The 26,295-nt window shown below is 71.0% G+C and carries 22 protein-coding genes and 1 tRNA gene; 3 read left to right on the forward strand and 20 right to left on the reverse strand.

Features of this window, described 5'->3' with window-relative positions; all coding sequences use genetic code 11:
• From atpA to M3E84_RS05395, 10 genes are all read right to left on the reverse strand, one after another.
• A partial coding sequence (gene atpA, locus M3E84_RS05350) for a F0F1 ATP synthase subunit alpha (RefSeq protein ID WP_259895086.1) occupies positions 1-1,638 on the reverse strand: 1,638 nt, incomplete at its 3' end.
• 109 nt (positions 1,639-1,747) lie between these two features.
• A complete protein-coding gene (locus tag M3E84_RS05355; RefSeq protein WP_259895087.1) occupies positions 1,748-2,563 on the reverse strand; it encodes a F0F1 ATP synthase subunit delta in 816 nt (271 codons plus the stop codon).
• Positions 2,560-3,108: a F0F1 ATP synthase subunit B gene (locus M3E84_RS05360; RefSeq protein ID WP_006215212.1), complete on the reverse strand. Its 549-nt coding sequence runs from the start codon at positions 3,106-3,108 to the stop codon at positions 2,560-2,562. The genes M3E84_RS05355 and M3E84_RS05360 overlap by 4 nt, the downstream gene beginning before the upstream one ends.
• 54 nt (positions 3,109-3,162) lie before the next feature.
• Positions 3,163-3,369, reverse strand: a complete 207-nt coding sequence (locus tag M3E84_RS05365) for an ATP synthase F0 subunit C (protein WP_006215213.1) — start codon at positions 3,367-3,369, stop codon at positions 3,163-3,165.
• A gap of 119 nt (positions 3,370-3,488) precedes the next feature.
• Positions 3,489-4,223 carry a F0F1 ATP synthase subunit A gene (gene atpB / locus M3E84_RS05370; RefSeq protein ID WP_259895140.1) on the reverse strand — a complete coding sequence of 245 codons (735 nt, stop codon included), beginning with the start codon at positions 4,221-4,223 and terminating at the stop codon, positions 3,489-3,491.
• A 53-nt stretch (positions 4,224-4,276) separates the two neighbouring features.
• A complete protein-coding gene (locus M3E84_RS05375; protein WP_259895089.1) occupies positions 4,277-4,678 on the reverse strand; it encodes a hypothetical protein in 402 nt (133 codons plus the stop codon).
• Entirely contained in the window at positions 4,678-5,148 is a 471-nt protein-coding gene (locus M3E84_RS05380; RefSeq protein WP_259895090.1) for a hypothetical protein, read from the reverse strand. The genes M3E84_RS05375 and M3E84_RS05380 overlap by 1 nt, the downstream gene beginning before the upstream one ends.
• Positions 5,145-6,263 carry a glycosyltransferase family 4 protein gene (locus M3E84_RS05385; protein ID WP_259895092.1) on the reverse strand — a complete coding sequence of 373 codons (1,119 nt, stop codon included), beginning with the start codon at positions 6,261-6,263 and terminating at the stop codon, positions 5,145-5,147. Before M3E84_RS05385 ends, M3E84_RS05380 begins: the two co-directional genes overlap by 4 nt.
• 8 nt (positions 6,264-6,271) lie before the next feature.
• Positions 6,272-8,293, reverse strand: coding sequence for a nucleoside-diphosphate sugar epimerase/dehydratase (locus tag M3E84_RS05390; RefSeq protein ID WP_259895093.1), 2,022 nt, complete (start codon positions 8,291-8,293; stop codon positions 6,272-6,274).
• Positions 8,294-8,469: 176 nt separating this feature from the next.
• Positions 8,470-10,296 (reverse strand): glycosyltransferase, encoded by a 1,827-nt coding sequence (locus M3E84_RS05395; RefSeq protein WP_259895095.1) that lies wholly within the window; start codon positions 10,294-10,296, stop codon positions 8,470-8,472.
• Between the two features lie 253 nt (positions 10,297-10,549).
• On the opposite strand from M3E84_RS05395, the gene M3E84_RS05400 reads away from it, so the two are divergent.
• Positions 10,550-11,521: an NAD(P)-dependent oxidoreductase gene (locus M3E84_RS05400; protein WP_259895096.1), complete on the forward strand. Its 972-nt coding sequence runs from the start codon at positions 10,550-10,552 to the stop codon at positions 11,519-11,521.
• 132 nt (positions 11,522-11,653) lie between these two features.
• On the opposite strand, the gene M3E84_RS12400 is transcribed toward M3E84_RS05400, so the two are convergent.
• The 9 genes from M3E84_RS12400 to argS form a co-directional block, all read right to left on the reverse strand.
• Positions 11,654-13,027 carry an L-threonylcarbamoyladenylate synthase gene (locus M3E84_RS12400; RefSeq protein ID WP_311200437.1) on the reverse strand — a complete coding sequence of 458 codons (1,374 nt, stop codon included), beginning with the start codon at positions 13,025-13,027 and terminating at the stop codon, positions 11,654-11,656.
• Between the two features lie 58 nt (positions 13,028-13,085).
• The gene (gene prmC, locus M3E84_RS05410; RefSeq protein WP_259895098.1) at positions 13,086-13,940 is read right to left on the reverse strand and encodes a peptide chain release factor N(5)-glutamine methyltransferase; all 855 of its coding nucleotides are present in this window, start codon (positions 13,938-13,940) and stop codon (positions 13,086-13,088) included.
• Positions 13,940-15,061 (reverse strand): peptide chain release factor 1, encoded by a 1,122-nt coding sequence (gene prfA / locus M3E84_RS05415; RefSeq protein WP_259895099.1) that lies wholly within the window; start codon positions 15,059-15,061, stop codon positions 13,940-13,942. Before prfA ends, prmC begins: the two co-directional genes overlap by 1 nt.
• 181 nt (positions 15,062-15,242) lie before the next feature.
• Entirely contained in the window at positions 15,243-17,417 is a 2,175-nt protein-coding gene (gene rho / locus M3E84_RS05420) for a transcription termination factor Rho (RefSeq protein WP_259895101.1), read from the reverse strand.
• Positions 17,418-17,725: 308 nt separating this feature from the next.
• Complete coding sequence (gene thrB / locus M3E84_RS05425; protein WP_259895103.1) at positions 17,726-18,652, reverse strand: homoserine kinase; 927 nt, start codon at positions 18,650-18,652, stop codon at positions 17,726-17,728.
• Positions 18,653-18,708: 56 nt separating this feature from the next.
• On the reverse strand, positions 18,709-19,818 hold the full coding sequence (gene thrC, locus M3E84_RS05430; RefSeq protein WP_259895104.1) for a threonine synthase: 1,110 nt from the start codon (positions 19,816-19,818) through the stop codon (positions 18,709-18,711).
• 138 nt (positions 19,819-19,956) lie between these two features.
• Positions 19,957-21,282: a homoserine dehydrogenase gene (locus M3E84_RS05435; RefSeq protein ID WP_259895105.1), complete on the reverse strand. Its 1,326-nt coding sequence runs from the start codon at positions 21,280-21,282 to the stop codon at positions 19,957-19,959.
• A 55-nt stretch (positions 21,283-21,337) separates the two neighbouring features.
• On the reverse strand, positions 21,338-22,915 hold the full coding sequence (gene lysA / locus M3E84_RS05440) for a diaminopimelate decarboxylase (RefSeq protein WP_259895107.1): 1,578 nt from the start codon (positions 22,913-22,915) through the stop codon (positions 21,338-21,340).
• A gap of 2 nt (positions 22,916-22,917) precedes the next feature.
• Positions 22,918-24,588, reverse strand: coding sequence for an arginine--tRNA ligase (argS, locus tag M3E84_RS05445; RefSeq protein ID WP_259895109.1), 1,671 nt, complete (start codon positions 24,586-24,588; stop codon positions 22,918-22,920).
• Between the two features lie 142 nt (positions 24,589-24,730).
• Here argS and M3E84_RS05450 point away from each other — a divergent pair.
• Together M3E84_RS05450 and M3E84_RS05455 are read left to right on the forward strand one after the other, a co-directional pair.
• A tRNA-Arg gene (locus M3E84_RS05450) sits at positions 24,731-24,803 on the forward strand.
• A gap of 309 nt (positions 24,804-25,112) precedes the next feature.
• Positions 25,113-25,739, forward strand: coding sequence for an LPXTG cell wall anchor domain-containing protein (locus M3E84_RS05455; protein WP_259895110.1), 627 nt, complete (start codon positions 25,113-25,115; stop codon positions 25,737-25,739).
• Positions 25,740-25,845: 106 nt separating this feature from the next.
• Here M3E84_RS05455 and M3E84_RS05460 read toward each other — a convergent pair whose 3' ends face one another.
• Positions 25,846-26,241: a hypothetical protein gene (locus M3E84_RS05460; RefSeq protein ID WP_259895112.1), complete on the reverse strand. Its 396-nt coding sequence runs from the start codon at positions 26,239-26,241 to the stop codon at positions 25,846-25,848.
• Between the last annotated feature and the right edge of the window lie 54 nt (positions 26,242-26,295).

Here is a 26,295-nt window from a genome sequence, read left to right on the forward strand (position 1 = left end):
GCGAGTGCTGCCGCCGGCGGAGATCTGCTCCTGGCCGACCTCGGCGTCGGACAGCGGCTCGGACTCCTGAGTGCCCGGAGCGTGGTTGTCGCGGTTCGCTCCGCGGAAGTCGCGCTTGACCTCGGCCACCGCGGTCTCGAGCGCCTCGACGGCGTCGTTCTCGAGCTTGCCCGTGCTCACGATCGAGTCGGTCACGTTGGTGGTGCGGCGGACCTGATCGATCAGCGCGCGCTCGAAGTCCAGGACGTCGGCGACCTCGATGTCGTCCAGGTGTCCGTTGGCTCCGGCCCAGATCGACACGACCTGGTCCTCGACGCGGTACGGCGAGTACTGCTTCTGGCGCAGCAGCTCCATCAGCCGGGCGCCGCGGGTCAGCTGCTGGCGCGAGGCCGCATCGAGATCCGAGGCGAACATGGCGAAGGCCTGCATGGAGCGGTAGGCCGCCAGGTCCAGCTTCAGCGTGCCGGAGACCTTCTTCATGGCCTTGATCTGCGCCGCGCCGCCGACTCGCGACACCGAGATGCCGACGTCGACCGCGGGACGCTGATCCGCGTTGAACAGGTCCGACTGCAGGAAGATCTGGCCGTCGGTGATGGAGATGACGTTGGTGGGGATGAACGCCGAGACGTCGTTCGCCTTGGTCTCCACGATCGGCAGGCCGGTCATGGAGCCTGCGCCCAGCTCGTCCGAGAGCTTGGCGCAGCGCTCGAGCAGGCGGGAGTGCAGGTAGAAGACGTCACCCGGATAGGCCTCGCGTCCCGGCGGACGGCGCAGCAGCAGCGACGTGGCGCGGTAGGCCTCGGCCTGCTTGGAGAGGTCATCGAAGATGATCAGAACGTGCTTGCCGCCGTACATCCAGTGCTGGCCAATGGCCGAGCCGGCATAGGGCGCCAGGTACTTCAGGCCGGCCGAGTCGGAGGCGGAGGCCGTCACGATGGTCGTGTACTCGAGGGCGTTGTTGTCCTCGAGGGTCTTGCGGATGCCCGCGACCGTGGAGGCCTTCTGACCGATCGCGACGTAGATGCAGCGGACCTGCTTGTCCGGATCGCCGCTCTCCCAGTTCTCGCGCTGGTTCAGGATGGTGTCGATGCCGATGACGGTCTTGCCCGTCTGGCGGTCGCCGATGATCAGCTGGCGCTGGCCGCGCCCGATCGGGACCATGGCGTCGATGGCCTTGAGGCCGGTCTGCAGCGGCTCGTCGACCGACTTGCGCATGGTCACGCCCGGGGCCTGCAGCTCGAGAGCGCGGCGGCCCTCGGCTTCGATCGGGCCCAGATCATCGAGCGGGTTGCCCAGGGTGTCGACCACGCGGCCGAGGAAGGCATCGCCGACCGGCACGGAGAGGATCTCCCCGGTGCGCTCGACCGTCTGGCCCTCCTCGATCTCGCGGAAGTCGCCGAGCACGACGACGCCGAGGTCGCGGACGTCAAGGTCCTGCGCCAGGCCCAGCTGGCCGTTCTCGAAGCGCAGCAGCTCGTTGGCCATGACCGAGGGAAGACCCTCGACTCGGGCGATGCCGTCCGCTGCGGTGGTGACGCGGCCGGTCTCGGTGCGTTCGGTGGTGCCGGGCTCGTAGGACGCCGCGAACTCCTGGAGCGCGCTGCGGACCTCATCGGCATTGATGGTCACTTCGGCCATCTCGTGTCCCTGCTTCCTCGTTCGTGATCATCGTGGCGATGACCAGCTGTTTCGTCTGTGCGGTCGGATCATCCCGACCGGCGGGCGCGGTGCGGACCCCGGTGGGGCCTCAGGCGCGGATGCGCTCCTGCAGCTCGTTCAGCCGCGCTGCCACGGAGCCGTCGATCACCTCGTCGCCGACGGTGATCCGCAGACCCCCGACCAGCGTGCGGTCCTCGTCGAGCACGATCTTCAGCTCGCGGCCGTAGAGCCGCGACAGCGCCCCGCGCAGGCGCTCGACCTGTGCGTCGTCGAGGGCTCCGGCGTAGCGGACGCGGGCGATGCCGCCCTCTCGGACCTCGGCAAGCAGCTCGGCCCAGTCGGCCAGCACCCGGTGCGGGCGATTCGCCCGCGGAGTCAGGATGGCCTGCTCGGCGAGCAGACGGCCCTCCTCGCGAAGCGAAGGAGCCACGCGATCCAGCAGACGCAGCTTGGCATCGCGCGGAGCCCGCGGATCCGTGAGCGCCTGCTGCAGCTCGGGGTCCTCTTCAAGGACCGCCTGCATGCCCAGGGCGTCGTCGACGACTGCATCCAGGCCCTCGGGGCCCATGCGCCGCTCGGCGGCGAAGCCGGCCAGCACGACCGCCGAGGACTCGAGGCCCTCGGTGAAGGCCTCCTCGGTGGCCCAGGTGCGGGCGCTGAGCAGCTCGAGGATGCCGGTGGCGGCCTCTCCCACGGCGGTGGAGAAGATGCGCCGCGCCAGGGCGCCGCGCTCCTCCCCCGAGCGGGAAGGATCGGTCAGCGCGCGCCGCAGCAGATCGTTGCCCTGCACGGCCTCGAGCGCATCGAACAGCTCGCGCGAGATCGAGGAGTGCGCCTGCTCCGCCCAGGGGCGCAGCAGCGACGCGACATCCACGCGTCCGAGCTCAGACCGTGCGGCGCTCACTGCTGGGCACCCTGATCGGCCGGCGCGCTCTCGAGCTCGGAGATGAACCGGTCGATGACGCGGCGCGAGCGATCATCATCGGAGAGGGACTCCCCAACGACCTTGGACGCCAGCTGCGTGGCCAGCGAGCCGACCTCGGTGCGCAGCGACAGTGCGGCGGAGGAGCGCTCGGCGGCGATGGCCTTGTGCGCGTTCTCCGTGATGCGGGCGGACTCGCTGTTCGCGCGGTCCTTGAAGTCAGCCAGGATCTTCTCGCCTTCAAGACGAGCCTCCTCGCGGATCTTCTGGGCCTCGAGACGGGCGCTCTCCAGCTGCTGGTTGTACTCGTCGCGGGCGCGGTCGGCCTCTGCCTGGGCCTGCTCGGCCTTGGCGAGACCGCCCTCGATCGCCTCGCTGCGCTCGGCGTAGGTGCGCTCGAACATCGGGACGATCCACTTGATCGCGACGAACAGCAGGATGAAGAACCCCACGGCGGTGACCAGCATCTCCCAGCCATTGGGGATCAGCGGATTGGCCGCCTCGGCAGCCATGATGTCAGTGGTCATGGACGTCGTTCCTGTTCTCTTCGGCTCCTGTCAGATCTCCACTGCGGTGGAGGATCACAGGAAGAACATGACGAAGCCCAGGATGGCCAGGGCCTCGACCACGGCGAAGCCCATGAACAGCATGGGCTGCAGGACGCGCTGGGCCTCCGGCTGGCGGGAGACGGCCTGCATGTAGGCGGCGAAGATCAGACCCACGCCGATTCCACCGCCGATGGCAGCGAGACCGTAGCCGATGGCGGAGAGCGAACCAGTGATATCCATTCTTGGAGATTCCTTTCAGACTGCCCGCGCAGTGCGAGCGGTGTGCCACGAATGGCGGTTGACAGGTCGGAGCGGTACTCCGCGTGTGGCTCGGTCGCTGCCGAACCAAGACTGTGGGGTCAGTGCCCTTCCTTCAGTGCGCCGTCGACGTAGACCGCGAACAGCAGCACGAAGATGTAGGCCTGGAGCACCTGGATCAGCACCTCCAGGAAGAAGATGAAGATGCCGAGCACGAGGGCGCCCAGTCCGCCGAGGAACCCGAAGCCGCCCACGTTCACGAAGAGGTGGGACATGAGGCCGGCCGAGACCATGATGGCCATGTGGCCGGCAAACATGGTGGCGAACACACGCAGAGCGTGGGTCACGGGGCGGATGATCAGGTTCGAGAGGAACTCGATCGGGATCAGGATGACGTAGAGGATCTTGGGGACGCCCTCCGGCATGGTCATCTTGGCCATGAACTTCCCGAAGCCGTGGCGCTTGATCCCCACGCCCACCCAGGCGACGTAGGCGATGATCGCCAGCACGTAGGCCGAGCCGGCGTGCGACATGCTCGGCAGCTGCAGGATGGGGATGGACCCGAAGAAGTTGTTCACCAGGATGAAGAAGAAGAAGGTGAACAGCCACGGCAGCCAGGGGCGCAGCTCCTTCTCGCCGATCAGATCGCGACCCAGCGAGTTGCGGACGAAGCCGTAGGCGACCTCACCGAGGTACTGGCCCTTGGACGGCACGAGCGACTGGCGCCGGATGGCCCAGAGGAAGAAGAAGGAGATCAGTGCCACCGACAGCAGGATCAGCAGCATCTGCTTGCCGAAGGCGAAGGACCCGATCTCGAACAGCGGCGGGAGGTGCATGTCCTCCACGCCGGGGACCTCTAGGCCTGTTCCCTCGAGGGGCGGCGCGACAATCACTGGCGGTCCTTTCTGCTGCCGCCGTCCCAGCTCCGGTGAGTCTCGGAGTGATACGGGGCGTCTCGGCGTTTCCGGGCGGCACCATGATCCTGCGGGTCCTCGCTGATCCGCAGCCCGGCCTGCAGGCGGAGGTAGGAGAGAGCGAGGCCTGCCGCGAGCCCGAGGCCCGCACCGGCATAGACCATCCACTGTGTTCCCACCAGGTAATCCAGCAGGAATCCTATCAGACCCCAGAAGGCCGTCCCAATCACCAGATAGGTCATGATCCCCAGCGCGGCGCGGTTTCCGCCGGCCTGCACGAGCTCTCCCGCGGTGCTCAGCGAGTCCTTCTCGGAGGCGTTCCGCTTGCCGGGGCGATCCTGCCTCGGCGCGTCATCCGGGTGCGGGTCAGGGGCCATCAGGAGGTCCTCTCGGTGTCGTGGTCGCCGGGCACGGCGACGTCGTAGACCGGCATGCGGGCCCGGCGCAGGCCAGTGGCCATGCCCGCCAGCCAGGCCGCGACGGCCACGGCGGCCGCTGCCATCAGCCAGTGCGGTCGCAACCAGCCCGGTGCCTGGACCGAGGCCATGAGCATGGCGCCGACCAGCACCAGCACGAGGTAGGCGAAGAGCATGACCAGCGGCGGCGCGTAGGTCGAGAGCCGGCTTGCCCACCACAGCGCCAGCCCCGAGAGCCCGAAGGGCACGGCGACGACGGCCGAGGCGGTCGCAGCCGAGGCGGCGGCCCCTCCCCCCGAGGAGATCGCGGCCGCGACCACGAGCACCAGGCAGGCGACCGCACCGGCGATGAGGCCGTGTCGCAGCATCACTGCCCAGGGGCTGCCGCCGACAGTGCTCAGCCCTCGACGGCGAGAACCGCGGGCGGTCATGCCCCGGCCTCCGCGCTGCTCGCTGCGGATCGCCCGGACAGCAGGCGCGGCAGGGACAGGTACAGCACGAGCACGGCCAGCACCGCCAGACCCGGCACCACCGCGGGGAGCTGGTGCAGCCACAGGCCCGTGAGCCCCACCAGGGACACGACCAGGGTGAACACCGCGACGGTCAGCGACGAGGCCGCGTGCGTGAGTCCGACATCCGTCAGCCGCTGGTAGACGTGCTCGCGGTGCGGACGCCACCATGCCTCGCCGCGGCGGATCCGCCGCAGCAGGGTCCAGCCGGTGTCCGCCAGGTACACGGACAGCGCCGGCAGCAGGTACTCGACGTACACCCCGGACAGGAAGGCCGCGATCGCGATCATGATCAGCGACCCGCCCAGCAGGTAGGAGCCCACGTCGCCCAGGAAGACGGAGTCCCGGGAGAAGTTCCAGGGCAGGAAGCCCAGGAAGGCGAAGGCGACCACGAGCCCCGCGACGATCATCCAGGCGAGGTCGTTGGAGGCCCCGGCCCATGCGTAGACCAGGCCCACGACGAAGCCGTGCATTCCCGAGATGCCGTTGAGGCCGTCCATGAAGTTCGCGACGTTGATGTAGGTGGCCACCGCCAGGGCGCACACCGGCCACCACCAGACTCCCGTGCCCAGGACGGCCGTCAGCGCGCCGGCGCAGACCAGGCCGATCAGCAGCTGTCCGGCCAGTCGCCAGCGCACCGAGAGTCCCCTGATGTCCTCGGCCCACCCGAGCCCGGCCGCGAGCGCGGTGCCGAACAGGACGACCAGCGCGATCGAGCGGTCGGTCGCGACCGCACCGGTCAGCAGGGCCAGCAGCTGCACGACCACCACGGCCAAGGCCACGGCCAGGCCCATGCCGCGGATCACGGTGCGCGTGTGCGAGGAGCGCTCCGTGGGGATGTCCACCACGCCGAGCCGACGCAGCACGGGCTTGACCGCCAGCGGCATGGCCAGGCTCAGCGCCAGGGCGGCGGAGCCGAAGCTCAGGCCCAGGTGCAGCAGGGTCTGCAGCTCCTCGGCGGTCGGCCAGGCACCGGGATCGGTGGACAGCACCGAGATGGTCCTCTCCTGGCCGCCCGACAGCTCGGCTGGGCTCACGACGGCACTCATGAGGCGCTGTCCTGATCCTGGTCGTACGGCAGCTCGTCCTCGCCCGGGCGCACTGCCTGGGAATCCGTGCCGCGGACGGGCTTGATGTCGTGCACGGAGCTGGACTCCCGGCGCGCGGCGCGGAAGTCCGTGAGCGAAGGCTGGGAGTGCGCGCGCACCACGGGGATCATGCCGGTCGTGGGCATGTTGCCGCGCAGCTTCCAGGTGTGCCGATCCAGGCCCTCCGGGGACAGTGCGGCAGCCTTGGCGTGCGAGATCTTGGGATGGAACGGGCGCTCATCCGACTCGCCGAGCCCGATCAGCTCCTCGTGCAGCTTCTCCCCCGGCCGCAGCCCGGTGATCACGATCTCGATCGACTCGCGCCCGGACAGCGTCCGCAGCCGCTCGGCGATGTCGAGGATGCGGATCGGCTCGCCCATGTCCAGGATGAGCACCTCCCCTCCGCGGGCGATCGCACCGGCCTGGACCACCAGCTGGCAGGCCTCGGGAATGGTCATGAAGTAGCGGGTGGCCTGCGCATCGGTGACCGTGATGGGCCCGCCCTGGCGGATCTGCTCCGTGAACAGCGGGAGCATGGAGCCGCGCGAGCCGAAGACATTGCCGAAGCGCACCGAGGCGTAGCGCTTCCCGGTCTCCTGGGCCATCCAGGCCGTGAGCTTCTCGGCTACCCGCTTGGAGTGCCCCAGCGCGGTGGTGGGGTTGGCGGCCTTGTCGGTCGAGACATTGACGAACACGCCCACGTCTGCCTTTCGCGCGGCCTCCAGCACGTTGAGGGTGCCGAGCACGTTCGTCTTCCAGGCTTCGTCGGGGTAGGTCTCCAGCAGCGAGACGTGCTTCAGAGCCGCCGCGTGGAAGACCACCTCAGGGCGGCGCTCGAGGAAGAGCTGCTCGATGGCCTCGGCGTCGCGGATGTCGGCGAGCACGGTGTCCTGGCCGTCGAGCAGACCGCGGCCGGTGATCGAGATCTGCGTGGACTGCAGGTTGGTCTCATCGCGATCCAGCATCATCAGCTCGCCCGGCTCGAAGGCCAGCAGCTGGCGGCACAGCTCCGAGCCGATCGAGCCGCCGGCTCCCGTGACCAGCACGCGGCGACCTGCGATGTAGCCGGAGATCCCCTGGGTGTCGATGTCCACGGGGCTGCGCCCGATCAGGTCCTCGAGGTTGACGTCGCGGATGTCCACGCTGGAGCCGGAGCCGGTGAGCATGCTGGACAGCGGCGGCACGGTCATCACGCGCGTGCCGGTGCCCGCGACCGTGTCCGCCACCCGCTGCAGCTTCTTGGAGTCGACCCCCGACATGGCCACGAGCAGGATCTGCGAGCGCGTCTGCTCGAGCACGTGGGTGGCGTCGTCGAGGGTGCCGAGCACGGGCACCGAGGAGATGCGCAGGTGCTTCTTGGCGGGGTCGTCGTCGATGATCCCGACGGGCACGTACTCCGAGTCCGGGTCCTGCATCATGCGCTGGATGATGAACATGCCGGACTGTCCGGCGCCGTAGACGACCACGTGCTGGGCGGCCTCGCCGGGCCTGGACGTCGACTCCTGGTACATCCGCTTGAGATAGCGGAAGGCGGCCATCAGCAGACAGGCGAACGGGAAGGCGATCAGCGCGATCGAGCGAGGCACCCCGACCGAGGGGCCGGTGACCAGCAGCAGGATCTGCAGGATCGCCGCCACGATGACGGTCACCACCACGAGCAGCTTGGCCTCGTCGAAGCTGCCGAACGAGTAGCGGCCCCGGTAGAGGGCGAAGGAGTAGCCGACGGCCAGCTGCGAGACCACGGCCACGGCGCACATCACGAACATCCCCAGCGGGCTGATGAAGTCGAGGTTGAGCTCGTAGCGCAGCACGAGGGCCACGGTCATGGCCACGATCCAGGACATCGAGTCCAGGATCATCTGGATCCACAGCCATGCGGTGGGCTTTTCATCGGCGGCGGCCCGGCTCAGCGCGAGCGAGGCGGAGCCGGTCAGACCGGAGGAGGATGTGGCTCCGTCGCCGTCGTGCGATGGCTGCATCGGGGTCGGTCCCTCCTGAAGGCGTACGGGGGCGGTGCGCCGACCGCCCCGGGGCGACGGCCCTGTCGAGCAGCCCCTGTGCGGCCCGGCGGCTCCACCGCCCGGGCAGTCGGTGCGCCCAGTTTAGGCGCAGGCGGACCCGCGGACCGGTAGGCCGCCCCCTGGTCGGGGGCGGGTCACGCGCGGCGCGAGCTCACCAGGGCGCGGTAGCTGCGCTCGCGCAGGCGCCTCGGGATGAACCGGTAGCCGCCGCGCACCACGACGTTGCGCACCAGCTCGAGGCGGCTGAGGTGGCCCAGGCCGAAGAGCCGGGACTGCAGCTGCATCTCGGCGGCGAAGATGCGAAGGCCGCCGCGGCGGCTGTAGGCGCCGTCCGAGACGCGGTAGCCCACGAGGGGCTCAGCGACGTTGCGGAGCTGTGCGCCGCCGCGCAGCATCCGCACCCACAGCCAGTAGTCCTCGGCCAGCGGCAGTTCCTGGTAGCCGCCGACAGCATCCACCCGAGCGCGTCGGAAGACCACCGTGGGGTGGGAGACCGGATTGCGCAGCTTCGAGATCTGCGCGATGCGCGCCGGGTCGGTGGGAGCCTGCCGGACGGCCAGCACCTGCTCCTCATCCCCGATCTCGTTCATGGAGGAGCCCACCAGGTCGGCGCCGTCGCGGATCAGCGGCAGCTGGGCCTCGAAGCGCTGCGGGTAGGAGACGTCATCGGCATCCGCGCGGGCGACGATCTCGTGGGTGCACAGCTGCAGACCCAGGCGCAGGACGGCGGTCAGTCCGCGGTTGTCGGGCAGGTCTGCGCGGATCACGTCGATCGGCGGCTGTGCCGTGCGCAGCTGCTCGGAGATCTCCTCGAGGGCAGCGGCCATCTCGGGTGCCACGGGGCCGTCGCGCACGATCACGACCTGGCTCGGGCGCACGGTCTGCTCGAGCGTGGAGGACACGACGGCACGACGGAAGCGCTGCGGGGTGTCTCCGGCGTAGACCGGCAGCAGCACGGAGAACTCGGGCAGCGCCCGTGCGGGCGGATGCGCCTCGCCGCGCATCCGCGGCCCCTCGAGCTGCCACACGCCGTCCAGGACCTCGGCATTGCTGCGCGGAGCGCGCACGGCATCGCGCACGCCGGCTGCGAAGCGGCGCAGCACCTCCCCGCGATGCTGCGACCCGCGCAGGGTCCGCAGCCACAGCCGTGCGGTCGCCCCGCCGTAGAGCACCTTCTCCCACGGGGCCAGCGACGACGAGCGGGTGAAGACCCACAGCTTGTTGCGCACGTCGTAGTAGAACCGCGGCCCCGGATCCACGTCCGTGGTCACCGGCCGGGCAGTGTGGTGCACGACCTGCGAATCGGGAAGCTGGAGGGCATCGCCCCAGCGTGCCAGCCGGGTGGAGAACTCGAAGTCGTCGTTCCAGATGAAGAAGTCCGCATACGGCGCGCCGGTGGCACGCACCGCATCGCCGTCGAGCAGCAGCGAGACGAAGGAGCCGGAGCGGATCGTGCGGGCTCCCACGGCTCCGGCCCGACGGCGCCGCCCTGCCCCGGCGCCGATGCGCTCAATCATCGAGTTCATGGGGTGCTCGGAGCCATCGGTCCACAGCACGCGGCTTGCCACGAAGGCGGGGCGACGGCCGCCCCGGGGGTCGTAGTCCCGCCAGGCGGCCACGGCCGAGGACAGCGTCTGCGCCAGCGGCTCGGTGTCGTCGTCCATGACCCAGATCAGGTCCGCGCCGTGGTGGTGGGCCGCTCGGTCGATGCCCACGGTGAAGCCGCCAGCTCCCCCGACGTTGCGCGGCAGCCTGATCAGATCCACGGCCACCTCGGCCTGGCGGGCGAAGTCCTCCACCACGCTCACGGAGTCGTCGTCCGAGGCGTTGTCCACGACCACGATGGTCTCCGGTGAGCGTTCGCCGGAGGCCAGGCCCTGCAGCGTGGTCGTCAGCAGGCGAGCTCGATTGAAGCTCACGACGACGGCGACCACTACGGGCTCGCTCGCAGAGACGGGCACAGCTTCAGCTCCAGACGGGAATCGCGGATTCGGGTCCGAGGACCGGTGCGCGGGGCTCGGGGGCTGCGCGGCCTGTCTCGGGTTCCGGAACATTAGCACCGGCGCCTTCGCCCGTTCTGTGATCCTCCAGGGGCCTGCCTGAGGCTCCCCTGGACGGTTCGTGCATCCGCTTGCCGGATCCGCGGCCTCTGTACGATGAGCAGCGATGGGCCGCGGCGCCGCGGTCAGCGGGTCTGCAGACAGGAGAGTTCTCATGACGGCGAGGAACTGGCGGGTCGTGGGTGCGACCGGCTTCGCAGGATCGGCGATCACCGCCCGGCTGCGTGCCGAAGGCCACACCGTCCAGGCCGTCTCCGCCCCCAGGCTGACCAGCAGCGCGCGCACCGTCCACCACCTGATGGGTCGCGCCCGGGACCTGGAATCCGTCATTGACTACCTGGCAGACTCGTTCGCCGGTGCAGATATGGTCGTCAACGCCGCGGGACTCGCCCGCCCCGATGGCACCGATCAGGACGCCCTAGTGGGCGCCAACGCCCTCCTGCCGCTGCTGATCCTCGCCGCGGCCGAGCGCACGAGCGTCACCCGCGTGATCCACCTGTCCACCGCGGCGGTCCAGGGCAGCACGCCGTGCCTCGACGAGACCACGCAGACGGATCCCTTCTCCCCCTACTCGTTCTCCAAGGCCCTGGCCGAGCGCGCCCTGCTGCGCGTGCTGGACCGCGAGGCCGATACCCGCGAGGGCCTGCCCGAGCTCGTGCTGCTGCGGGCGACCTCCGTCCAGGGCCGGGGACGCTCGACCACCCAGCGCCTGGCCAGGTTCGCCGCGACCCCGCTGAGCTCCGTGGCCGGCGACGGCACCGCGCACACCCCGGTGACCTCCTCGGAGGCCCTGGCGGAGCTCGTGGCCAGTCTCGGCACCTTCAAGGGCGAGCTGCCCCGGATCGTGCTGCAGCCGTGGGAGGGAGCCACGACCGCCTCGATCCTGCGCGATGCGGGCCGCCGCGAGCCCCTGCACCTGCCTGCTGCGCTGTGCCGCGGTGCCCTGCGCCTGGGCTATCTCCTCTCCTCGGCCGCGGGGACCCGCTGGCACGGCGCGCTGCGCCGCCTCGAGGTCACCTGGTTCGGCCAGGAGCAGGTCCCCGGCTGGGTCCAGGAGCACGACATGCTCCCCGCCCCGGCCATCACACCCGTGCTGCGGGCCGTGCATACAGCACAGGCTCGCTGAGCCGCTGCCGCGCTCGCCGAGCAGGACCTGCGGCGGCGAGCGCAGGCCCCCGCGCAACAAGGACAGGGTCCGCCAGGGCAGAGGATCGGATTCCTCGCCCGGCGGGCCCTCCCGTGGTCTCGGAGCAGGATCTCAGCGCTGCTGGTCCACCCCTGCCTGCGTCTGGACCGACTGCTGCTCGGCCTCGGCAGCGGCACGGGCCACGAGCGCGCTGGCCTGGGCCACGCCCAGCGGGCGGACGCCCTCGGGGTCCCTGCGCCTCGGCCGGGTACGGTTCTGATCCGGGGCCCCCGGCTCTGCGCTCGCCCCGCCGGCGGCCACGACGGCCGCTGCGGCGGAGATCCCGGTGGAGCTCGTCCCCGAGAAGTCCTCGGGCGCAGGCGCCGCGTCGTCCTGCTCGGCGCGAGCCTGCTCGACGATCCCGATCTCCGGATCGGCGACGGTGCTGCCGCCGGAGCTCTCGCCATGGCGTTGCGGCTGCTCGTCGGCGTCGGCGCGATCCGGCCCCGCACTCGCCTGCTCGTCAGCGAGGTCCCGACCCGAGGGCTGAGCCCGCTCGGCGGGGTCCTGGTCCGGGGCTTCGGCGGCCTCATCCGCTGCGTGCTCGGGGACGGGCTCCGGCTGCGCTTCCTCTGCCGGGTCTTCGGATGCCGACTCGGCAGGGGCGGCGCTGCCGTCTCGGGCGATGACCGACGGGACGACCTCGCGCAGCCGGGTCAGGGAGATCCGGCCGTCGCGCACCACGACCGGCACGCCGCCGGTGCAGTCGACGATCGTGGAGGCCACGGGCACGGCGGCCGAGTCTGCTCCGGCGGGGTCCATGCCCTCGGTGCGCGGGCCGTCCTCGAGGTAGACGCGCACCGAGTCGCCGAGCATCTCACGGGCCTGCTCGGCGGTCACAGCCGCGGTCATCCCGGTGCGGTTGGCCGAGGACACGGCCAGCGGACCGGTCTCCTGCAGCAGCTGCTGGGCCACGGGGTCGTCGGGCACGCGCAGGGCGACCGTGCCGCGGGTCTCGCCCAGATCCCACTGCAGCGAGCCCTGCGCGTGGCAGATCAGCGTCAGCCCGCCCGGCCAGAAGGCGCCGGCCAGGGCACGGGCCTCCTCCGTGACCGAGTCCGCGAGACCGTCGAGCACGCCGCTGTGGGCGATCAGCACAGGCGGGGGCATAGTGCGATCGCGCCCCTTGGCCTCGAGCAGGCGCTGCACGGCTTGAGCCGAGAACGCGTTGGCCGCGACGCCGTAGACGGTGTCGGTGGGGATCACGACGACCTGATGGCGGGCCAGTTCGCGCCGGGCGGCATTGACAGCCGCGCCGCGTGAGCGCTCGTCCTGGATGCGGAAGAACTCCGCCGGCACGGGAGCGTCCTCGGGCAAGTCGCTGCCGTGCTCGGAGTCGGCTTTCAGGGGAGCCTCCTCGGATGAGGGCTCGGCCGGCACCGCGTCCTGGGGCTGCGATCCGAGGTCGTCGGGGTTCTGGGGGCGATCGCTGGAAGTGTCGTTCACGCCGCTCATTGTTGCACTCCCCCGCCGCGCGCACCCCCGGGGCCGCCTGCGGTCCGGCTCACGCGAGCACCCCGCTGGTGGCCCGGGCCCGTCCGGCCAGGTCCTGATGCCCCTGCACCTGCTCGAAGCCCGCGCGGCGCATCTGGCCCTGCATGTCCTCGGCCTGCGACTCGGCGTGCTCGAGCACGCACCACCCGCCGGGGCGCAGCAGCTCAGCGGCCGCGGCGATGATCCGACGGGGCATGTCCATGCCGTCAGCCCCGCCGCCCCACAGCGCGGCCGCGGGATCGTGGATGAGCACCTCCGGCTGGGTGATGGGCTCGCGCGCAGGCACGTATGGCGGATTCGACACCACGGCCGCACAGCGCCCTCGCAGGTCCTCGGGGGCCTTCGTGGCATCGCCCTCGCGCAGGTCCACCCGGGTGCCCTCGAGATTGCGCCGGGCCCACTGCAGGGCCTGGGGGTCCAGCTCGATTGCGTGCACGCGGGCGTGGGTCACCTCATCGGCGATGGCTGCGGCGATCGCCCCCGAGCCGGTGCACAGATCCACGACGACGGGGCGGCCCTGGCCCTGTGCCAGGTCCTCGCGCAGGCGCTCGACGAGCAGCTCGACGAGCAGCTCGGTCTCTGGACGCGGGATGAAGACCCCGGGTCCCACCTGCAGCTCCAGGCGGCGGAAGGGGGCCGTTCCCACGATGTGCTGCAGCGGCTCGCGGGCAGCGCGCCGGGCGACCAGCTCCTCGAGGCCCTCGGGCGCCCCGGTGCCGAGGATGGCGCGCGCGGCGACCTCCCCGCGGTCGAGCCCCAGCAGGTGCCCGGCCAGCTGGACGGCATCGGCCTGCGCCGCGGGCACTCCTGCCTCCTCGAGCCGGGCGGTGGCCCGCCGCAGGGCCTGGGCGAGCGTCTCGGCCATCAGCTGCGGTCCTGCGAGCCGGCGCCCTGGCCGATCTGCTCGAGCCGGTGCTGCTCGTCGAGGGCGATCGCGGATTCGACGACGGGTCCGAGCGCGCCGTCCAGGACGGCGTCGAGGTTGTAGGCCTTGTAGCCGGTGCGGTGATCGGCGATCCGGTTCTCGGGGAAGTTGTAGGTGCGCACCCGCTCGGAGCGGTCCATGGTGCGCACCTGGCTGCGCCGAGCCTGGGACGCCTCGGCATCGAGCTGCTCCTGCTGATGCGCCAGGAGGCGAGCGCGCAGCACGCGCATGGCGGCCTCCTTGTTCTGCAGCTGCGACTTCTCGTTCTGCATGGCCACGACGATCCCCGTGGGCAGGTGGGTGATCCGCACCGCCGAGTCCGTGGTGTTCACGGACTGACCGCCCGGACCGGAGGAGCGGTAGACGTCGATCTTCAGGTCGTTCTGGGTGATCTCGACCTCCTCGGGGGCATCGGCCTCCGGAAAGGCCAGCACCCCGGCAGCAGAGGTGTGGATCCGGCCCTGGGATTCGGTGGCCGGGACCCGCTGGACGCGATGCACCCCGCCCTCGTACTTGAGCTTGGCCCACACGCCCTCGGCCGGGTCCTGCGACCTGCCCTTGACGGCGAGCTGGACATCCTTGTGCCCGCCCAGCTCAGCAGGGGTGTCGCTGAGGATCTCGGTCTTCCAGCCCTGGGACTCCGCGAAGCGCAGGTACATGCGCAGCAGGTCGCCGGCGAACAGCGCGGCCTCGGCGCCGCCCTCCCCCGCCTTGATCTCGAGGATGGCATCGCGGGCGTCGTCGGGATCGCGCGGGATCAGCAGCCGGCGCAGCCGCTCCCGGGCCGGCTCGATCCGCGCCTGCAGCTGCTCGGCCTCGGCGGCGAACTCCGGGGCCTCCGGGGCCAGCTCGCGAGCAGTCTCCAGATCCGCACGCAGCGACTCGAGCTCGCGGTGGGCGACCACCACCCGATCGAGCTCGGCGTAACGGCGGTTGAGCCGGCGAGCCAGCAGCGGATCGGCGTGCACCGCCGGATCGGCCAGACGCTGCTGCAGCTGCTCGTGCTCCTGCAGAAGGGCCTCGACGGGCCCTGCTCCCTCGCGGGATTCGCTCTCGGTCACGGAAGGGGCCTCCTGGTGCTGCGGCGTGGAAGGACTCCCCTGGGCCGGGGAGGTGAAGCTGACAGGGCTGGCCGTCTCGACAGGGTGCCCCCCCCCCCGGGCCGTCGGCTGCCGTCTCGGGACGAGACAGCCCCGGCGTCCTCCGGCTCGGCAGGAGGACGCCGGGGCTGAGGACGATCGCTCAGCGGTCGTCGTCCGCCTTGACGTTCAGGGTGGTCTTCTGGACCTGCATGAGGAACTCGGCGTTCGACTGGGTGTCGCGCAGCTTCGAGGTCAGCAGCTCGAGGGCCTGCTGCTGATCCAGGCTCGAGAGCACACGACGAAGCTTCCACATGATCTTCAGCTCGTCGGCGCCCATGAGGTTCTCCTCACGACGCGTGCTGGAGGAGTTGACGTCCACGGCCGGGAAGATGCGCTTGTCCGCCAGCTGACGGGACAGGCGCAGCTCCATGTTGCCGGTGCCCTTGAACTCCTCGAAGATGACCTCGTCCATCTTGGATCCGGTCTCGACCAGCGCGGTGGCCAGGATGGTCAGCGAGCCGCCGTTCTCGATGTTGCGCGCCGCGCCGAAGAAGCGCTTGGGCGGGTACAGCGCAGCCGAGTCCACACCGCCGGAGAGGATGCGCCCGGAGGCCGGGGCAGCCAGGTTGTAGGCACGGCCCAGACGGGTCATGGAGTCCAGCAGGACCACCACGTCCATCCCCAGCTCCACGAGGCGCTTGGCGCGCTCGATCGCCAGCTCCGCGACGGTCGTGTGGTCGTCGGCGGGGCGGTCGAAGGTCGAGGCGATGACCTCGCCCTTCACCGTGCGCTGCATGTCGGTGACCTCCTCGGGGCGCTCGTCGACGAGCACCATCATGAGGTGGACCTCGGGGTTGTTCGTGGTGATCGCGTTGGCGATCGACTGCAGCATCAGGGTCTTGCCGGCCTTGGGCGGAGAGACGATCAGGCCGCGCTGGCCCTTGCCGATCGGCGAGACCAGATCGACCACGCGCGTGCCGACCTTCTTGGGCTCGGTCTCCAGGCGCAGACGGTCCTGGGGATACAGCGGCACCAGCTTGGAGAACTCGGTGCGATCGCCCTGCTCCTCCGGCTTCTTGCCGTTGACGCTGGTCAGCTGCACCAGGGCGTTGAACTTCTGGCGCTGGCCGCGCTGGTTCTCCTCGCCCTCGCGCGGGGCGCGGATGGCGCCGACGACGGCGTCGCCCTTGCGCAGGTTGTTCTTCTTCACCTGGGCCAGCGAGACGTAGACGTCGTTCGGGCCGGGCAGGTAGCCGGAGGTGCGCACGAACGCGTAGTTGTCCAGGACGTCGAGGATGCCGGCCACGGGCAGCAGGACGTCGTCCTCGGTCAGCTCGGTGTCATCGACCTCGGGGCCGTTGCCGCCGCGATTGCGGCGGTTGTTTCGGCGGTCGTTGCGATCATTGCGGTTGCGATTGCGTCGGCTGCGACGGCTTCCGCCCTCGTCGTCGCCGTGCTGGTCGCTGCCGCCCTGGCGCTTGGACTGCTGCTTGCCGCCCTGGCCCTTGCCGCCCTGGCCCTTGCCGCCCTGGCCCTTGCCGCCGCCGTCGTTCTGGTTGTTCTGCCCCTTGCCGCCGCCGTCGTTGTTCTGGTCCTTGCCGCCGCCGTCATTCTGGGCGTTCTGGCCCTTGTTCCGGCCCCGCCCGCGGCCGCCGCCGTCGTTCTGGCCGTTCTGGCGGCGTCCGGACTCCTCCGAGGACTCTGAGGAGTCGCCGTCGCGGGGGCCGCGGCCCTTGGACTGGCCATCGCCGGTGGAGGTGTCCTGCTGGCCTCCGTCGCCGCCGTTCTGGCCGCCCTGGTCCTCGGAGCCGTTCTGGCGACCGCGGCCGCGACGCTGCGAACGCGACGGGCGCCCGCCCTCGGAGCGCTGCTGGGCGTCGTCGCCCGACTGGCCGCTCGGGGCGGACTCGGAGCCGGAGCGGTCCTCGCCGTTCTGGCCCTGCTGCTCGCTCTGCGCCTCTGCGGCGTCGGAGGAGCGACGACCGCGGCCGGTGCGCGCGGAGACCTTGGGCAGATCATCCGAGACGGACTCCGCCTTCTGCTGCCCTGCCTGGGCAGAGGAGGCGTCGTCGCCCTGGGCCTTGGCAGCGGCGCGCTGGGCGGTCTTCTCGATCTTCTCGGCCACCTCGGCATCGCGTTCTGCGACGGCGCCGCCGCGCTGATGCGCCTGGATGGCATCGACCAGCATGGACTTGCGCATGCGGCGCGCCCCCGTGATGCCGAGCTGTGCGGCCAGGGCCTGCAGCTGGGCGAGCTTGAGGCCCGAGAGGCCGGTGCCCTGGTTCTGATCGGAGTTCTGGTCCGTACCTGAGGTCAGGTCGGTGGATTCGCTCACGAAGGTTTCCTTCTCCCTCGGTGGAAGGTCTCGGCACTCAGACGCCGGACCTCTTGTGCATGATGACGGGCCGCGGGCTGCGGGCCTGATCGCGCTGCAGACGGCGACGATCGCACCGACGGCGCCCCATCTGCGGAAGGTGCCTGCCCCATGGCATGCGCGCAGGGCACGCCGAAGGCGATATCGCGATGGGGACCGGAGCAGCCGTCCTGCCGGAGCAGAAGGGCTTCCGTCGGGTAGGGCGGAGAGGACGAGAACCGATGACGGACCGCGGTCTGTCGGATCGGGCTCGAACGCCCGGGCGCATCCTAGATGCTGTGCGGATGCTCGCTCACCCTAGCACCCTGTTGCGGCACGGACAGCCGCAGAACACGCCAGGTGACGTGCTCGCTGTCCGGGCCCAGGTGCGCGGCGAGCTCGCCGATGGCCTGCTCGGCAGCCTCTGCGGCAGCCGAGGAGCCGGAGAGCACGAGCACCGTGGGCCCGGCTCCTGAGATCAGAGCGGCGTGGCCCTGCTCGCGCAGCGCGGTCACCAGCGCCGCGCTGGGCGCCATGGCAGGGGCGCGGAAGGGCTGGTGCAGGCTGTCCGCGGTGGCCGGCATCAGGTGCTCGGGACGGCGCGACATGGCATCGATCAGCAGCGCGCAGCGCCCGGCGTTGCGGGCGGCCTCGCGGTGCTCGACCGTCTCGGGCAGCAGCGAGCGGGCCAGCGCGGTGGAGACCTCGTAGTTGGGGATCGCCACGATCGGCACGATCTGCGACAGCACGGCCACCGGCGCCGTGCGCCAAGCGCCGGGCTCGCCCCACGAGATCGTCAGGCCGCCGTACAGGGCCGGGGCCACGTTGTCCGGGTGGCCCTCCATACTGGCGCAGACTTGGAAGACGGTGTCCTCGTCAAGGCGCTGCTGCGCAGCCAGCAGAGCATTGCCCGCCACCACGCCGGCCACGGCGCAGGCGGCCGAGGAGCCCATGCCGCGACCGTGCGGGACGCGGTTGCGTGCCACGATCCGCATGCCGGGCTGTTCCCGCAGCCCCGCCTCCCGCCAGGCCGCGCGCACGGCGCGCACCAGCAGATGGTCCTCTGTGCGCGGCACCGACTCCGAACCCTCGCCCTGCAGCTCGAACTCCAGGCCGGACTCCAGGACGGTGAGCTCGACCTCGTCGCGGTGCTCGAGGGCCAGACCCAGGGTGTCGAAGCCCGGTCCCACGTTGCCGGTCGAGGCGGGGACGCTCACGGCCACAGTCTGCCCAGGGCTCAGGACATCGCGCCAGTCCCGGCGCTCCGCCGGGCTCACTCGAGATCCAGTGCGGAGGCGACGGACACGACGTCGAAGTCCACGCGCACCGGCTCGGCGGCGTGCGGATCCTCGGCCTCGGCGCCCTTCACGGCCCACTGCGGGTCCTTGAGGCCGTGGCCGGTCACGGTGATGACGATCCGCGCACCGGCCGGGACCTGGCCCTGCTCGTGCTTCTTGAGCAGGCCCGCCACGCCGGCGGCGGAGCCGGGCTCCACGAACACGCCGTCCTTCGAGGACAGGAAGCGCTGAGCTGCGATGATCTCGGTGTCCGAGACGGCCTCGATCAGTCCACCGGACTCGTCGCGCGCGGCGATCGCCGTGTCCCACGAGGCGGGGTTGCCGATCCGGATGGCGGTGGCCACGGTGTCGGGGTCGTCGATCGGGTGACCGGCCACCAGCGGCGCCGATCCCTCGGCCTGGAAGCCCCACATGGTGGGGGTCCGGGTCGCCACCGCCGGCAGGACGTGGCCGGCGTCGTTCGTGAACTCGGCGGCGTACTCCTGGTAGCCCTTCCAGTACGCGGTGATGTTGCCCGCGTTGCCCACCGGCAGGATGTGCAGGTCCGGAGCATCGCCCAGGGCGTCGACGACCTCGAACGCGCCGGTCTTCTGACCCTGGATGCGGTACGGGTTGACCGAGTTGACCAGGAACACCGGGTAGGACTCGGAGAGCTTGCGCGCGACCTCGAGGCAGTTGTCGAAGTTGCCGGTGATCTGGATGATGTCGGCGCCGTGGGCTACGGCCTGGGCCATCTTGCCCATGGCGATCTTGCCCTCGGGCACCAGCACGGCGCAGCGCATGCCGGCCTGCTTGGCATAGGCGGCCGCAGAGGCCGAGGTGTTGCCGGTCGAGGCGCACACGACCGCCTTGGCCCCCTCCTCCTTGGCCTTGGTGATGGCCATGGTCATGCCGCGGTCCTTGAAGGAGCCGGTGGGGTTCATGCCCTCGAACTTGACCCAGACCTCGCACCCGGTCAGCTCGGACAGCGCACGGGCGCGGATCAGCGGGGTGCCGCCCTCGCCCATCGAGACGACGGGGGTGGAATCGGAGACCGGAAGGCGGTCGCGGTACTCGTTGATGACGCCCTGCCACTGATGTGCCATTGCTGCTCCTCGCTTCGCTGCGGTCCCCGCGCCTGGAGGGCGGGGCCGCTGGGTTGTCACTGCCTCGTCGTGCCCGGGCCGCTGCGGCCCGTCGCACTCACGGGTTCACCGGCCCGCGCCGGCCGGGACGGGTCCGGCTCAGTCCTCGGACTCGACCCGGATCAGTCCGGAGAGCTCGTAGACCACCTCCAGGCCGCGCACGGCCTCGACGGTGCGCACGAGATCCGCGTTGCGGGCCCGGTGCGTCACGATGCGGATCTCGGCCAGGTCCTCGCCGGGTCGACGGGGGTCGTCGCGGACGTCGTCCTGACGCATGGTCGAGACCGAGACGCCGTGCTCGGCGAACACGCCCGCCACCTCCGCGAGCACCCCGGTCTGATCGGGGCACAGCAGGGTCAGGGAGAAGCTGGTCTGGACGTCGTCGACGCCGGTGGCCGCCAGGCGCCCGTGCACGGCCGGGCCGATGCCCGGACCGCCCGCGACCACGCGGCGCAGCGCCGAGACGAGATCGCCCAGCACGGCCGAGGCCGTGGGGCCGCCGCCGGCGCCGGGGCCGTAGAACATCAGCTCCTCGGCGCCCTCGGCCTCCACGAACACCGCGTTGTAGCCGCCGTGCACGCTGGCCAGCGGGTGGCTGCGCGGGATCATGGTCGGCACCACGCGCAGGTTGACGCCCGAGGAGACCCGCTCGGCCACGCCGAGCAGCTTGATCACGAAGCCCGCAGAGCGCGCGGCCTCGACATCATCGGCGGTGATCCCGCGGATGCCCCGGCAGTAGACGTCGTCGATCGTGTATGACGAGTGGAAGGCCAGCCCGCCCAGGATCGCGACCTTGGCGGCGGCGTCGTGGCCCTCCACATCGGCCGTGGGATCGGCCTCCGCGAAGCCCAGGCGCTGGGCCTCGGCCAGGGCGTCGTCGAACGAGGCCCCGGTGGTGTCCATCTGATCGAGGATGTAGTTGGTCGTGCCGTTCATGATGCCGAGCACGCGGTGGATGCGATCCCCGGACAGCGACTCGAGCACCGGGCGCACGATCGGGATGGCACCGGCCACGGCGGCCTCATAGTTCAGCGTGGTCCCGGAGGCGTCGGCAGCGTTGTGCAGCTCCTCCCCGTGCCGGGCCAGCAGCGCCTTGTTCCCACTGACCACGGGCTTGCCCGCGTTCAGCGCGCGCAGGATGCGGGTGCGCGCCGGCTCGATGCCGCCGGTCAGCTCGACGACCGCGTCGGCGGCATCGATCAGCGACTCGGCATCGGTGGTGAGCAGCTGCTGCGGCAGCTCCACGGTGCGCGGAGCGGAGGTGTCGCGCACAGCGATGCCGATCAGCTCGGGGCGCGCGCCGATGCGGCGGCCCAGCTCCTCGGACTGCTCGAGCAGGACGCGGGCCACCTCGGCGCCGACGTTGCCGGCGCCGAGCAGGGCGATCCGGACGGTGTCGGGACGGGTGTCGTGGGCGTGGGTCACGTGGAGGCTCCAGACGGGTGGGGTCAGGGCGTTCGGGCGGGTGGGTGCTGCGGTCTCAGCGCTCGCCGAGGCGCAGAGGGCGCGAGGCCTCGGGATCCTGGGAGACATCGCGGGCGAACAGGTCGTCCTCGGTCTCCCCGCGCACGATCAGGCGGGCCTCGGCGGCGCCGTCGACGGTGCGCACCGCGACCACGCCGGGTCGCGGCAGCCAGTTGTAGTTGCTGGACAGCGCCCAGCAGTACGCGCCGGTGGCGGGCACGGCCAGCAGGTCGCCGGCGCGCACACCCTCGGGCAGGTAGGCGCTGTGCACCAGGATGTCACCGGACTCGCAGTGCTTGCCGACCACGCGGGACAGCGCGGCGGCCTGGCCGCGGTGCTCCTGTGCGCGATCGGCCACGACCACCGAGTAGTCCGCGCCGTAGAGCACGGGACGGGCGTTGTCCGACATGCCGCCGTCGACAGAGAGGTAGCGACGGCGCAGGCCGTCCTGGACCGTGACGGACTTGCAGGTCCCCACGGTGTAGAGGCTGATCCCGGCGGGTCCGGTGATCGAGCGACCGGGCTCGAAGGACAGGTGCGGGACTGCCAGGCCCAGCCGTCGGCATGAGTCCTGGACGGCCCGGGCGATGTCCTGGGCGATCTCCGCCGCCGGGCGCGGAACATCGGCGGCGGTGTAGCCGATGCCGTAGCCGCCGCCGAGATCCAGCTGCGGCAGCGTGACGCCGAAGCGGCCCTCGACCTCGCTCATGAGACCGAGCACGCGATCGGCGGCCTGGGCGAAGCCGTCAGCGGCGAAGATCTGCGAGCCGATATGGCAGTGCAGCCCCATCAGCTTGATGTCCGGATGCGCCACGCAGTCGCTGATGGCGTGCAGAGCCGGGGACTCGCCGTCCTCGGCGGTCATGGACAGCCCGAACTTCTGGTCCTCGTGGGCAGTGGCGATGAACTCGTGGGTCTCGGCGTGGATGCCCGGGGTCACCCGGATCATCACCGGAGCCTTCACCCCGAGCGTGCGGGCCAGCCGCCCCACGAGCTCGATCTCCTGCAGGGAGTCCACGACGATGCGGCCCACGCCGGCGTCCAGCGCCATGGTGATCTCCGCGGCGGACTTGTTGTTGCCGTGCAGCGCCATGCGCTCGGCGGGCATGCCGCCGCGCAGCCCTGCCGCCATCTCGCCGCCGGAGGCCGTGTCGAGGTTGAGCCCCTCCTCCTGCACCCAGCGGGCGATCTCCGGGGTCAGGAAGGCCTTGCCGGCGTAGTAGACGGAGGCTTCTGCGCCGATGGCGGCGAAGGCGCCCTGGAAGGCCGTGCGGAACTGGGCGGCGCGCTGCCGGAAGGCGTCCTCAGAGACCACGTAGAGCGCGGTGCCGTAGTGCTCCGCCAGGGCCGTGGTGGGAATGCCGGAGACGGTGAGGGTGCCCTCGTGGTCGCGGCCGAACTGCTCCGGCCAGATCGCGGGATCCAGGCTCGTCCAGTCCTGCGGGACCTCGAGCCACTCGGGCGCCAGCGGGCTGGGTCCGGTGTGGATCTGCTCCCCCCGGGCGGGCTCGAGCAGCGGGACCGGCTGCAGCCGGAAGCCGGTGGTCACGACGTCCTCGGCCTGCTCCTGCGAAGGATCACTGTCCTGGGACATGCTCACATCCTCTCCGGAGCGCTCACGCCCAGCAGCTCGAGGCCGTTGGCCAGGACCTGGCGCGTGGCATCGTTGAGCCACAGGCGGGTGCGGTGGGTGTCGGTGATCTGCTCGTCGCCCTGCGGGGTCACGCGGCAGGCGCCGTACCAGCGGTGGTAGGACCCGGCCAGCGCCTCCAGGTGGCGTGCCACGCGGTGCGGCTCGCGCAGCTGCGCGGCCTCGGCGACGATGCGCGGGTACTGCCCCAGCCCTGCCAGCAGCTCGGTCTCGGTCTCATCCGACAGCAGGGAGGCATCGAAGGCGTCCTGAGCGTCCTCCCCGACGCGGGTCACGCCGACGGCGGCCGCGTTGCGGCCCACCGCGCAGGTGCGGGCGTGGGCGTACTGGACGTAGAACACCGGGTTCTCGTTGGAGCGCTTGGTCAGCAGGTCCAGGTCGATGTCGATGTTGGAGTCGATCGAGTACCGGGTCAGCGAGTAGCGCGCGGCGTCGACGCCGACGGCCTCCACCAGATCCTCCATGGTCACGACGGTGCCGGCGCGCTTGGACATGCGCACCGCCGCCCCGTCCCGGACCAGGTTGACCATCTGCCCGATCATGACCTCCACCCGATCCGGGGAGTCGCCCAGCGAGGCGGCCACGGCCTTGAGCCGGGCCACGTAGCCGTGGTGATCCGCACCCAGCAGGTAGAGGCACAGGTCGGCTCCGCGCTCGCGCTTGTCCTTGTAGTAGGCGATGTCGCCGGCGATGTAGGCCGCGTTGCCGTCCGACTTCACGACCACGCGGTCCTTGTCGTCGCCGTGGTCGGTGGAGCGCAGCCACCACGCGCCCTCGGCGAAGTAGAGGGCGCCGCTGGCTTTGAGCTGCTCCAGCAGGGTCTCCACGGAGCCGTCCTTGAACAGTGAGTCCTCGTGGAACCAGACGTCGAAGTCGACGCCGAACTCGTGCAGGGACTGCTTGATGTCGCCGAACATGAACTCCACGCCGGCGGCCCGGAAGACCTCCTGCGGGTCCGCCGACTCCAGGGCGCCCGGGTTCGCGGCCAGCACGCGCTGGGCGATGTCCGAGATGTACTCCCCGCCGTAGCCGTCCTCCGGGGCGGGCTCGCCCTGGGCGCGGGCCAGCAGGGAGCGGGCGAAGCGATCGATCTGGGCTCCGTGATCGTTGAAGTAGTACTCGCGGGTGACCTCTGCCCCCTGAGCCTCGAACACGCGGGCCAAGGAGTCGCCGACGGCGGCCCAGCGGGTGCCGCCCAGGTGGATGGGGCCGGTGGGGTTGGCGGAGACGAACTCGAGGTTGATGCTGCGGCCCTGCATGCCGGTGCCGCGGCCGAAGTCCCGGCCGGCCTCCACGATGGAGCGGGCGAGCTCGCCTGCGGCGGCGGCGTCCAGGACGATGTTCAGGAAGCCTGGCCCGGCGATGTCGACGGAGGCGATGCCGTCGATCTGCTCGAAGCGGGCCTTCAGCACCGCGGCGACCTCGCGCGGAGGCATCCCGACCTTCTTGGTCAGCTGCATGGCGATATTCGTGGCCCAGTCGCCGTGGGCTCGGCTCTTGGGACGCTCCACCTTCAGCTCGGGCAGCTGCGCGTCCTCTGCGAGAGCGAGCTCCCCCGAGGCGACGGCCTGCTCGAGGCTGGCGGACAGGGCTGCGGAGAGTTCTTCGGGAGTCACCGGGACAGTGTACCTGCGGGCCTTCGCCGAGCCGGATCGGCCGACGGGACCGCCGCCGGTGGTGCCGGTGCGCCCCGGAGCGGGCGTGGTGGTAGAGTCGTCGGGTCGATCACGGCATCAGCGCCGCTGCACCGACCCCCCCGCCCGAGTAGCTCAGGGGATAGAGCGCCTGCCTCCGGAGCAGGAAGTCGTAGGTTCGAATCCTATCTCGGGCACCTTCCGACCCGAGCCGGGGCATCGTCGAGAGACGGCGCCCCGGCTCGGGTCTTTTCCGCATGGCAGCCTCTCGCCGTCGGAGCCGGCCTCTCCCCCGTAGTTTCACCTGAGCCCCCTCGCCCAGGCGCTGGTCACCGACGCGGCAGTGCTGGCGCAGCCCCACTCCGTCACGCTCTCCAGCGGAGACGACCAGGGCAGCGCGACCAACCCTTGGACCATCCGCCACGAGCATCTGACTCCGGATACCGAGTACACCGTGGTCGTCACCGGACCCGGCGGTCAGGTCACGACCGCGACCTTCCGCACGGATGCCGAGGGCACGGGAGCCGTGGCTCACCGCAGCCGTCTCCGGATCCGATGGGCAGCCGATCATTGCGATCGACCAGACCCTGACCACCGCCGCCGATGAGCCCACCCCGACACCGGCTCCGGAACCCACACCCAGCCCCACAGCGGAGCCCACGGAAGAGCTCACCGAGGCGCCCACGCCGGAGCCGACGGCGGAGCCCACCCCGACACCCTCCACGGAGCCGACGGAGGAGCCGACCGAGGAGCCAACGCCGGCCCCGACCTCGTCGTCGACGCCGACGCCGACCGCCCAGCCGACCCGACAGCCGTCGCAGGAGCCCATCGTCCCGCAGCCGACGGCCACCTCGACCCCGGGTGCCGCGGCCCCGGGCGACGGTCCGGATACAGCGGCCCCCGGCGACGGCGCCGCACCGGAACCTGCCCCGGCCGCCCCGGAGCAGGCGGGCCCTGAGCAGGCCGGCCCTGCTCAGGAGGCCGAGGCCTCCCCCGCGCAGCAGTGGTGGGGCGAGCAGCTGCCGCACACCGGCGTCTCGAACGGGTCCCTGGTCATCGCCGGCGGCGTCCTCCTGCTGGCCGGTGCCGGCCTGGTGGGCGGGAGCGCGCTGCGGCGTCGTCGCCGATCCTGAAGGACCGCTGCGGACGAGAAGGACCGTGAGCGCCCAGGGGCGCAGCACCTGCGGACATCGGGTGCTGCGCCCCTGGGCGCCTCCATGCCTGCTCAGCTGAGTCTGCTCAGCTCCAGCGGTCGCGCTCTCGCTCGCGCTGGCGCGCTGAACGGTGCCCGCTGTTGAACTCCGTCGGATCGAAGTCCATCAGGACCTCGTCGCCCCACTGCTCGTCGAGCTCGCGATCCTCATGGCTGCGGGGCTCGGCGTTGGAGCGACTGATCTGGAAGGCAGCAATGCTCAGGACGCCGCCGAGCACCAGTGAGACAGGACCGGCGATGATCGTGAGCAGAGCGCCGTCGGTGAGCGGGATCGGTGCTTCCTGCGAGTTGGCCCGGGCCCAGTAGATGATGCCCATGGGCACGGCGTAGGTGGATACCAGCAGCAGGATGATGCCCACGAGGGCCAGCAGGCCTGCGACGCGGCGGCGTCGGGCTCGCTGCTGCTGCGGTGTCCTGGGCATGGCGGTGGTCCTCGGCATCGTCGTCCGTCCGGCACACGCCCCTCTCAGGACGTG

The organism is Kocuria sp. p3-SID1428 (genome assembly GCF_025149945.1).
Lineage (GTDB): Bacteria > Actinomycetota > Actinomycetes > Actinomycetales > Micrococcaceae > Kocuria.